Origin of the sequence: Pseudomonas sp. EA_35y_Pfl2_R5, assembly GCF_963970805.1 — a bacterium.
Classification (GTDB): domain Bacteria; phylum Pseudomonadota; class Gammaproteobacteria; order Pseudomonadales; family Pseudomonadaceae; genus Aquipseudomonas.
In genome coordinates this window covers 58,824-68,581 of record NZ_CAXAOW010000017.1, presented here as the reverse complement: position 1 = coordinate 68,581, position 9,758 = coordinate 58,824, and the positions used below count along the sequence as shown (strand labels likewise).

Sequence of the window (9,758 nt, the reverse complement as noted above, 5' to 3'; positions counted from 1 at the left end):
TGAGCTGGCTCACCTGGGCCAACCAGCGCTGAAAGGCTTGAGTATCCATGGTGGGCTGACCTCACAAGCGGATGTCTGCCTTAAAGCGTAGTCCTTGCAACACGGTCTTGGGACATAGCCTTTTTTAAGGGGCGGGGTTGGGTTGGGCGTTGTGTATTGCCTCAATTCCAGCCTTTACTTCGGTTGAGAGCTTCAGCTCGCTGCTGGCTAGGTTGCTGTCCAGCTGCTCCAGGCTGGTCGCGCCAATGATATTGCTGGTGACGAACGGTTGTGCGGTTACAAAGGCCAGAGCCATCTGCGCCGGATCCAGGCCGTGTTCACGTGCCAGGGCAACATAACGCGAGCAGGCCGCTTCGGATTGTGGGTTGGTGTAGCGGGCGAAGCGGCTAAATAGGCTGAGACGTGCACCGTCCGGGCGTGCGCCGTTCTCGTATTTGCCGCTAAGCATGCCGAAGGCCAGGGGCGAGTAGGCCAGCAGACCGCATTGTTCACGCAGGGCGATTTCCGCCAGGCCTACCTCGAAGCTGCGGTTAAGCAGGTTGTAGGGGTTCTGAATCGACACGCTGCGCGGCCAGCCGCGTTGTTCGGCCAATTGCAGGAACTTCATGGTGCCCCAGGGTGTTTCGTTGGACAGGCCGATATAGCGGATCTTGCCGGCCTTGACCTGCTCATCCAGTGCTTCGAGGGTTTCCTCCAGTGGCGTGAACTCACTGTCCTGGTGGTTATAGCCGAGCTGGCCGAAATAGTTGGTCGGGCGCTCAGGCCAGTGCAGCTGATACAGATCGATCCAGTCGGTCTGCAGGCGTTTGAGGCTGGCATCCAGCGCTGCAGTGATATGCGCGCGGTTGTGTTTGAGCTGGCCGTCGCGGATATAGCCGATACCGTTGCCCGGGCCGGCAATCTTGCTGGCCAGCACCCAGTCGGCACGATCACCGCGCTGCTTGAAGTAGTCGCCAATGATCTGTTCGGTCTTGCTGTAGGTCTCGGCGCGCGGCGGCACCGGGTACATCTCGGCGGTATCGATGAAATTTACCCCGTAGGCCTTGGCGCGTTCGATCTGGGCGAAACCCTCGTCAGCGCTGTTCTGCTCGCCCCAAGTCATGGTGCCCAGGCACAGGCTGCTGACCTTGAGATCGGTGCGGCCGAGTTGACGGTAATCCATTGCTAGCTCCTTGAAAAAACCGGTTGGCATAATCGTGTTGAAATTCTCCGCGCAATCTGCATAATTGCGCACCTCTTTCTGCAGTGGAAGTGATGCGCCGCCTGCCGAAGAATCTTGCCGTATTACGGACGCGCTGACCCGAGCCCCCGATAGCGCCTGTTTTCGGCTGCCTTTGACCTTGTCAAAGTACGCACTATTCAGTAAGATCCGCCGTCTTATTTATCAGGGCGGCCCCTGAGGCTATAAAGAATGAAAACTTTTACTGCTAAACCGGAAACAGTTAAGCGCGACTGGTTTGTCGTCGACGCTGCAGGTCAGACCCTGGGTCGTCTGGCTACCGAAGTTGCAAGCCGTCTGCGTGGCAAGCACAAGCCTGAATACACTCCGCACGTTGATACCGGCGACTACATCGTCATCATCAACGCTGAGCAGATTCGCGTTACCGGTGCCAAGACCACTGACAAGATGTACTACTCCCACTCCGGTTTCCCGGGCGGCATCAAGTCGATCAACTTTGAAAAGCTGATCGCTAAAGCCCCTGAGCGCGTGATCGAGACCGCGGTTAAAGGCATGCTGCCGAAGAACCCGCTGGGTCGCGACATGTATCGTAAGCTGAAAGTGTATGCGGGCGCTGCTCACCCCCACACTGCTCAGCAGCCCCAAGAACTGAAGTTTTAACGGAATAGTTCATTATGTCGGCGACTCAAAATTACGGCACTGGCCGTCGCAAGACCGCTACCGCTCGCGTTTTCCTGCGTGCAGGTACTGGCAAAATCTCCATCAACAACCGTACTCTTGACGGTTTCTTCGGTCGCGAAACTGCCCGCATGGTAGTTCGTCAGCCGCTGGAACTGGTTGAGATGACCGAGAAGTTCGATATCTTCGTTACCGTTATCGGTGGCGGCGTAAGTGGTCAGGCTGGCGCAATCCGCCACGGTATCACCCGCGCCCTGATGGACTACGACGAAGCTCTGCGTCCTGCACTGCGTAAAGCTGGCTTCGTGACTCGCGATGCCCGTGAAGTTGAACGTAAGAAGGTTGGTCTGCGTAAAGCGCGTAAGCGTCCGCAGTACTCCAAGCGTTAATTCGCTACCTGCGTTCCAAAAAACGCCCAGTTTCCTTTCGGAACTGGGCGTTTTTTATGGGTGATGATTTGGTCTGCGGCATCATGCCGCAGCAGTGGGTGCCGTGATTTGCAAGGCGTTGCGTCCCTTATGGCTGGGTAATTACCTTGTCAGTAAAGGGGCTTTTCTTTACCATTCGGCAACTTTTTGTGCGATCTGAAACTTACCGAGTATAGGCCTGCTTAAAAGGCCATAAAGCTGATGGGAGACGACTGAATGAGCAATGACGGCGTGAATGCAGGCCGACGTCGCTTTCTGGTAGCGGCCACCTCTGTGGTGGGCGCTGCAGGAGCGGTGGGTGCCGCGGTCCCGTTCGTAGGGTCCTGGTTCCCAAGCGCCAAGGCTAAAGCTGCCGGGGCACCTGTAAAGGTGAACGTCAGCAAGATCGAGCCGGGTCAGCAGATGGTTGCCGAGTGGCGGGGGCAGCCGGTGTTTATCGTGCGCCGTACCGAGGAGATTCTCAGTAACCTGGTGAAGATCGAAGGTCAACTCGCTGATTTTGACTCTAAGGCCTCCGAGCAGCCGAGTTATGTTGATCCGAAAACCCGTTCGATCAAGCCTGAAGTGCTGTTGTTGGTCGGGCTGTGCACCCACCTGGGTTGCGCGCCGTCCTTCCGTCCAGAAGTGGCGCCTGCGGACCTCGGTGCTGATTGGGTCGGCGGCTATTTCTGCCCATGCCACGGTTCGCGCTATGACCTCGCAGGTCGCGTGTACAAGGCTCAGCCTGCACCCTTGAACCTGCCGGTGCCGCCGCACACGTACGAGACGGATGATGTGATCATCATCGGTGTGGATCAGGAGAAAGCATGATGAGCAAATTCATGGAATGGGTTGATGCGCGCTTTCCCGCGACCAAGATGTGGGAAGACCATCTGTCCAAGTACTACGCGCCAAAGAACTTCAACTTCTTCTACTTCTTCGGCTCCCTGGCGCTGTTGGTACTGGTCAATCAGATCGTTACCGGTATCTGGCTGACCATGAGCTACACGCCGTCGGCTGAACAGGCGTTTGCCTCGGTCGAATACATCATGCGTGATGTGGAGTACGGCTGGATTCTGCGCTATCTGCACTCCACCGGTGCGTCGGCGTTCTTCGTGGTGGTCTACCTGCACATGTTCCGCGGTCTGCTCTACGGCTCTTACCAGAAGCCGCGTGAGCTGGTGTGGATCTTCGGCATGCTGATCTATCTGATGCTGATGGCAGAGGCCTTTATGGGTTACCTGCTGCCGTGGGGCCAGATGTCGTACTGGGGTGCTCAGGTGATCATCTCGCTGTTCGGCGCCATTCCGGTGATCGGTGCGGACCTGACTCAGTGGATTCGCGGTGACTACCTGATTTCCGGGATTACCCTCAACCGCTTCTTTGCCCTGCACGTTGTGGCGCTGCCGATCGTAATTCTCGGCCTGGTAGTGCTGCACATCCTGGCGCTGCACGAAGTCGGCTCGAACAATCCGGACGGCGTCGACATCAAGAAGAACAAGGACGAGAACGGTATTCCGCTCGACGGCATCGCCTTCCACCCTTACTACACCGTGAAAGATATCGTCGGTGTTGTGGTGTTCCTGTTTATCTTCTGCTTCGTGATCTTCTTCTTCCCGGAAATGGGCGGTTATTTCCTCGAGAAGCCGAACTTCGAAGCGGCTAACCCGTTCAAGACGCCTGAGCACATTGCCCCGGTTTGGTACTTCACCCCGTTCTACGCGATTCTGCGTGCGGTGCCGGACAAGCTGCTGGGTGTAATTGCCATGGGCGCGGCTATTGCTGTGCTGTTCGTCTTGCCGTGGCTGGACCGTAGTCCGGTCAAGTCGATGCGTTACAAGGGCTGGATGAGCAAGGTCTGGCTGCTGATCTTCTGCGTATCCTTCGTGATTCTCGGCGTGTTGGGCGTACTGTCGCCAACCCCAGGCCGTACGCTGTTGTCGCAGGTATGTACCTTCCTGTACTTCGCGTATTTCATCCTGATGCCGTTCTATACAAAACTCGAGAAGACCAAACCGGTTCCGGAAAGGGTGACTGGCTGATGAAGAAGCTATTTGCTGCACTCGTTATTGCTGCAATGCCCGCTCTGGCCTTGGGCGCTGGCAGCGGCTATCCGCTGGATAAAGTGGATATCGATCTGACCGATAAAGCGGCTCTGCAGGATGGTGCGCGTACGTTCGCCAACTACTGCATGGGTTGTCACTCGGCGCAATACCAGCGCTATGAGCGTGTTGCTGATGATCTGGGCGTTCCGCATGAAGTCATGTTGGAGAACCTGGTGTTCACTGGCGCGAAGATTGGCGAGCACATGAATATCGGCATGAAGCCAGCGGATGCCAAGGCCTGGTTCGGTGCCGCACCGCCCGATCTAACTCTGGTTGCTCGTGTGCGTGGTAACGACTGGCTGTACACCTACCTGCGTACCTTCTATGACGATCCAACTCGTCCGCTGGGTGCCAACAACAAGGTCTTCCCGAACGTCGGCATGCCGAACGTGCTGGTGGGGCTGCAGGGTAAGCAGGTGATTGGTTGCAAGCAGGTACAAGTGGTTGAGGAGGGTAAGAAGTTGTTCGATCCACTGACCGGCACGCCAATCACTCACGAAGCCTGTGACCAGCTGACTGTTGAGCCGAAGACCGGCACGCTGAGCACTGAAGAGTTCGACGAGAAGATCCAGAACCTGGTGACTTTCCTCGCGTACTCGGCGAACCCGGTTAAGTTGAAAAGTCAGCGCATCGGTACCTACGTTCTGCTGTATCTTGCCTTCTTCTTCGTATTCGCCTATCTGCTCAAGCGCGAGTACTGGAAGGACGTGCATTAATCCGTTGCATCTCCGCTGTTGACCTGCGCGCCCCTTTGGGCGCGCAGGTCTTTCTGCTTCACATAACTTTATAAGCGAGGAGGACCGCCATGGGCGTGACCAATCGGTTGGCCTGTTACTCCGACCCCGCCGACCACTATTCCCACCGCGTACGCATTGTGCTCGCCGAGAAGGGTGTCAGCGCCGAGATTATCAGTGTCGAGAAGGGCCGTTATCCGGCCAAGCTGCTGGAGGTTAACCCCTACGCCAGCCTGCCGACCCTGGTGGATCGCGATTTGGCTCTGTATGAGTCGACCGTGGTGATGGAATACCTGGATGAGCGTTACCCACATCCGCCATTGCTGCCGGTATACCCGGTAGCCCGCGCCAATAGCCGCTTGCTGATTCATCGCATCCAGCGCGACTGGTGTGCGCAGGTTGATCTGATTCTTGACCCGCGCAGCAAAGAGCCAGCCCGCGCTCTGGCGCGCAAGGAGCTGCGTGAGAGCCTGACGGGCGTATCACCGCTGTTTGCCGACAAGGCGTACTTTCTCAGTGAGGAATTGAGCCTGGTGGACTGCTGCCTGCTGCCGATTCTTTGGCGTTTGCCGATTCTGGGGATAGAGTTGCCAAAACCGGCCAAGCCGTTGCTGGACTATATGGATCGTCAGTTTGCTCGTGAAGCGTTCCAGGCCAGTTTGTCGCCTGCCGAACGTGATATGCGTTAACCCGAGGAGGTAGAGATGAAGTCGAGTCGTCCTTATCTGGTTCGTGCCCTCTATGAGTGGATCGTGGACAACGACTGCACCCCGCACTTGCTGGTCAATGCCGATTTTTCCGGTGTGCAGGTGCCGGCCGGTTTTGCCAGCGATGGGCAGATCGTGCTGAATGTCTCGCCGACAGCGGTGCGTCATCTGCATATGGATAACGAGGCAGTGAGTTTTGAGGGGCGTTTTGCCGGCGTGCCGCAAAGCCTGTATATCCCCGCCCCTGCCGTACTGGCGATCTATGCGCGGGAGAATGGCCAGGGCATGGTGTTTGATGCGGAGTCGTCGATGCTTGACGGTGACGAGATCGAAGATCCGGATGAGCAGAGCCCTCCGGATGATGAGCCGCCGCGTCCCAGCGGCAGGCCCAGCCTGAAAGTGGTTAAGTAAATAAAAAAGGCGATCCGAAGATCGCCTTTTTTATTGCCGCCACGCAGGTGGTGCATGGATAGTGTTATCAGTTGGTGTACTGAAACAGCTTCACCACTTTCTGCACGCCAGACACGCTTTGCACAAGATTGGTGGCGTGGCTGGCTTCGGCTTGCGAGACCACACCGAGCATATAGACGATACCGTTCTCAGTGATCACCTTGATGCGCGTACCAGGCACAGCGCTGTCGGCAAGCATCTGGGTTTTGATTCGACTGGTCAGCAATGAGTCGTTGCTGCGTACTAGTAGTGAGGTAGGTTGCAGAACTTGCAGCTCGTTGTGTACCTTTTTCACGTTGTTTACCTTGCGCGCGGCTTGCTCGGCCATGGCCTTGAGGTCGCTGCGTGGCGTCTGTCCGGCCAGCAGCACTACGCCGTTGTAGCTGGTGACAATGATATGTGAGGTCGGGCTGGTCAGATCAATATGTGCGCGGGCTACGCTGGAACTGACCTCGGAGGGGATGAACTGGTCGTCGATCTTGTTGCCGACGCTGCGGTTGCCGCAGCCGGCCAGAGCGAGGGTCAGTGCCAGGGCGGCGAGGATCAGTGGTGAACGGGTCATTCTTCACTCCCAAACAGTTGGCTGTCGATCAGGTCGCACAGGCAGTGGATGGCCAGCAGGTGGACTTCCTGAATGCGTGCGGTGACTTTCGAGGGCACACGGATTTCCACGTCTTCTGGCAGCAGCAGTGATGCCATGCCGCCGCCATCGCGACCGGTCAAGGCTACGACAACCATTTCTCGATCATGTGCGGCTTGGATGGCTTGGATCACATTGGCAGAGTTGCCGCTGGTGGAGATTGCCAGCAGCACATCGCCGGGTTGGCCGAGTGCGCGAATCTGTTTGGAAAACACCTCGTTGTAGCTGTAGTCATTGGCAATCGAGGTGATGGTCGAGCTGTCGGTCGTCAGGGCGATCGCTGGCAAGCTCGGGCGTTCGCGCTCGAAGCGGTTGAGTAGCTCGGACGAGAAGTGCTGGGCGTCGCCGGCTGAGCCGCCGTTGCCGCAGGTGAGGATCTTGCCTTCACTGAGCAGTGCCTGGACCATGGCCTGGCTGCCTTGCTCGATAAAGGGGATGAGCACTTCCATTGCCTGCTGCTTGGTTTCAATGCTGGCTTGGAACAGGTGGCGAATACGGGCTTGCATATCCATTGGAGATATAACCTTCAGTGTGGCGTCTGTTCAGGTATCAAAGGCGTTTTGAATCCAGTTCAGTTGCGCGGGGGCTTGGCTGTCGGCGTTTATGGCTATCACATCAAAACGGCATGGGTGCTTGGCCCAGCGCGATTCTTGTTGCAGGAAGTGCTGAGCGGCGCGGCTGAGTTTCTCACGTTTGCGTGCATCCACGCTCTCGACTGCGCCGCCCCAGGCGCTATGGCGCCGATAGCGAACTTCTACGAATACTACTGTATCGGCGTCGAGCATGACCAGATCGAGCTCACCGAGACGGCAGCGCCAATTCTGTGCCAGTAGGCGCAGGCCATGCTGTTCGAGATGCTGCCGCGCCTGGGCTTCGGCAGCGTCTCCGCGTTGTTGCGTGCTGATGCGCTCGCTCAATTGATGCTGTCGGGCAGTGGCTGGACCTGGCCATCGCGGAACTCGGCCCAAGGCAGTTGCCGCTCAATGCGTTGGCTTGGGTTCATGCTCAGGTTGCCCGAGAGGCCTTGCAGGCGCGTATCGGGAAGGGCCTTGAGCTGGTTTAGGCGCGGCGCCAGCTGATAAGCATCAGCGCCCATGGCGTACAGGCGGCCGAGGCTACCGCCAGCTTGTGGCCATTGTGTAGTGGCTTGCTGGCGCAGCGGGTCGTTGACGTTCAGCAGCCAGGGGGTTTCACAGAACATGATGCCGTTGAGGTCGATATACTGCGCCTGGTTGTAAATGCCGGTGAACAGGTGCGAAGTGGCATACACCGGTACATCGCCGGCGTACTGGAAGGCCAGGGTCGGCTTGATCTGCTGAGCCTGCTGTGGGGTGGCGGCGAGGAAGATAAAGTCGACATCACGGCGGCGCGATGGGGCGGCCGCAACCGAGGTGCCCAAGGTGTTTTGCAGGCGCTTGCTGCGCGCTTCGCTTTCGCGCAGCTGGAACAGGTCGGCAATCTGGCGGGCCAGCTCGACCGGCTGATCAACATGTTCGGCAGCGATCAGGGTACCGCCTTGGGCCTGCCAGCTCTGGCGGAACGCGGCGAGTACGCGGTCGCCCCATTCACCGTTGGGTACCAGTGCTACGGCCCGGCGCATGCCGTCGGCCCATGCGCGGCGGGCGACTTCGCGGGCTTCGTCCTCGGCGGCGAGGCCGAATTGGAACAGCTGCGCAGGGCCTTCCTGGCTGCCTTCGCTGTAGTTGAGGGCGAGTGTGGTGATCGGCAGTTGTTCACGGCTGTTCAGCTGGCTGACCAGGTTCTTCTCCAATGGACCAATCACCAGTTGCACGCCGGCGGCCTGAGCCTGGGCGTAGAAGGCGTCCATGGAGCCGATGCGCGAGCTGTCGAAGATCTGAATATTGGCTGGGTTCTGTCCGGCTTGTTGCGCCTGATAATGAGCGGCCAGGAAGCCGTCGCGCAGGGCGCGGGCTACGCTGGCCAGCTGGCCATCCTGTGGCAGCAGCAGGGCAATCTCAGTCAGCGGCTGGCTGGAGAGCTTTCTCAGCTCGACCAGTGCCTGTGGCAGTTGCTGCGCGGCAGGGTGCTGTGGGTTGGCTGCAATCCAGTTGTCGATAGCGTTTTGCTGCTGTTCCAGGGTGCCGGCGCTCTTGGATGCACGGGCCAGCTCCAGCCAACCATCAAGGTCAGCATCGCCGCTGGCTTGCAGTTCGCTCGCGGGCAGGCTGGAAACCAGGGTCCAGATGGCTTCCTGGTTGTGCGCGGCGCTGGCACCACTGAGCAGTGGCGCGATATAGGCACGCTCGCGGGCGGCGGCGAGAGTCTGGCCGGTGGCTTGCAGGGCGTTGGCGCGTACCAGCTGACTGCGCACCTGCTGTTCAACCGGCAGTTCGCCGAGGCGTTCCATGCTCGAGTGACTGAGGGCGAGTAGGGCGGCTTTGGGTTTGTCGCGACTCATGTCCAACTCTGCGCGCAGGGTGCTGGCGTAGATCTGTAGGGCTGGCTTCAGGTTTTCCAGGGGTACCTGTTCCAGAGTGCTGCTGGCGCGGGCTAAGTCTTTCTGCTTATAGGCCAGGTCGGCCGCCGACAGGCGCAGCGCTGCAGCTTGCTCGGCGGGGCTTTCGGCTGCCTGCTGCAGCAGCTGTTCGATGCTGGCTTGCGGGGTGCGCGGCAGTTCGCCAAGGGTTGAAGAGGGTTGGCTGGCGCAGGCCGCGAGCAGGGCGGCAAGGCAGATGGCGGTGAGCGGGCGCAGGCAGGCGATCATGTAAGCGTTCCTGATACTTGATCAAATTGAGCGTTGAATTGTACCCAAGCCCGCCGAGTGACGCGATGTCGAAGGTTGGAAACGGGCTACAATGCGCGCTTTGCTGATTTTGAGAGGCCTGTGCTGTGACCA

The 9,758-nt window shown here is 58.5% G+C and carries 12 protein-coding genes; 7 read left to right on the top strand and 5 right to left on the bottom strand.

The annotated features are described in order from the left end of the window. Positions 1 to 124 precede the first annotated feature (124 nt). Positions 125 to 1,162, bottom strand: a complete 1,038-nt coding sequence (locus AACX99_RS19945; protein ID WP_339414169.1) for an NADP(H)-dependent aldo-keto reductase — start codon at positions 1,160 to 1,162, stop codon at positions 125 to 127. 249 nt (positions 1,163 to 1,411) lie between these two features. Here AACX99_RS19945 and rplM point away from each other — a divergent pair, with 249 nt between their 5' ends. From rplM to AACX99_RS19910, 7 genes are all read left to right on the top strand, one after another. Beyond that, entirely contained in the window at positions 1,412 to 1,840 is a 429-nt protein-coding gene (gene rplM / locus AACX99_RS19940; RefSeq protein ID WP_090249152.1) for a 50S ribosomal protein L13, read from the top strand. 14 nt (positions 1,841 to 1,854) lie between these two features. Then, positions 1,855 to 2,247, top strand: coding sequence for a 30S ribosomal protein S9 (gene rpsI, locus AACX99_RS19935; RefSeq protein WP_090249150.1), 393 nt, complete (start codon positions 1,855 to 1,857; stop codon positions 2,245 to 2,247). Between the two features lie 255 nt (positions 2,248 to 2,502). Beyond that, on the top strand, positions 2,503 to 3,096 hold the full coding sequence (petA, locus tag AACX99_RS19930) for a ubiquinol-cytochrome c reductase iron-sulfur subunit (protein WP_339414167.1): 594 nt from the start codon (positions 2,503 to 2,505) through the stop codon (positions 3,094 to 3,096). Further along, the gene (locus AACX99_RS19925) at positions 3,096 to 4,307 is read left to right on the top strand and encodes a cytochrome b (RefSeq protein ID WP_339414166.1); all 1,212 of its coding nucleotides are present in this window, start codon (positions 3,096 to 3,098) and stop codon (positions 4,305 to 4,307) included. The genes petA and AACX99_RS19925 overlap by 1 nt, the downstream gene beginning before the upstream one ends. Beyond that, a complete protein-coding gene (locus AACX99_RS19920) occupies positions 4,307 to 5,086 on the top strand; it encodes a cytochrome c1 (RefSeq protein ID WP_339414165.1) in 780 nt (259 codons plus the stop codon). The genes AACX99_RS19925 and AACX99_RS19920 overlap by 1 nt, the downstream gene beginning before the upstream one ends. Positions 5,087 to 5,175: 89 nt before the next feature. Continuing rightward, positions 5,176 to 5,793: a glutathione S-transferase N-terminal domain-containing protein gene (locus tag AACX99_RS19915; RefSeq protein WP_339414164.1), complete on the top strand. Its 618-nt coding sequence runs from the start codon at positions 5,176 to 5,178 to the stop codon at positions 5,791 to 5,793. 15 nt (positions 5,794 to 5,808) lie between these two features. Next, entirely contained in the window at positions 5,809 to 6,222 is a 414-nt protein-coding gene (locus AACX99_RS19910; protein ID WP_339414163.1) for a ClpXP protease specificity-enhancing factor, read from the top strand. 67 nt (positions 6,223 to 6,289) lie between these two features. Here the strand turns inward: AACX99_RS19910 and AACX99_RS19905 are convergent, their stop codons facing one another. Genes AACX99_RS19905 through AACX99_RS19890 form a run of 4 tightly spaced genes read right to left on the bottom strand, consistent with a single transcriptional unit; the run spans position 6,290 to position 9,626 of the window. Then, positions 6,290 to 6,823, bottom strand: coding sequence for a BON domain-containing protein (locus AACX99_RS19905; RefSeq protein ID WP_339414162.1), 534 nt, complete (start codon positions 6,821 to 6,823; stop codon positions 6,290 to 6,292). Then, entirely contained in the window at positions 6,820 to 7,413 is a 594-nt protein-coding gene (locus AACX99_RS19900) for a phosphoheptose isomerase (RefSeq protein ID WP_339414161.1), read from the bottom strand. Before AACX99_RS19900 ends, AACX99_RS19905 begins: the two co-directional genes overlap by 4 nt. Positions 7,414 to 7,443: 30 nt before the next feature. Continuing rightward, entirely contained in the window at positions 7,444 to 7,818 is a 375-nt protein-coding gene (locus AACX99_RS19895; protein WP_339414160.1) for a YraN family protein, read from the bottom strand. Then, the gene (locus tag AACX99_RS19890) at positions 7,815 to 9,626 is read right to left on the bottom strand and encodes a penicillin-binding protein activator (protein ID WP_339414159.1); all 1,812 of its coding nucleotides are present in this window, start codon (positions 9,624 to 9,626) and stop codon (positions 7,815 to 7,817) included. The genes AACX99_RS19895 and AACX99_RS19890 overlap by 4 nt, the downstream gene beginning before the upstream one ends. Positions 9,627 to 9,758 lie beyond the last annotated feature (132 nt).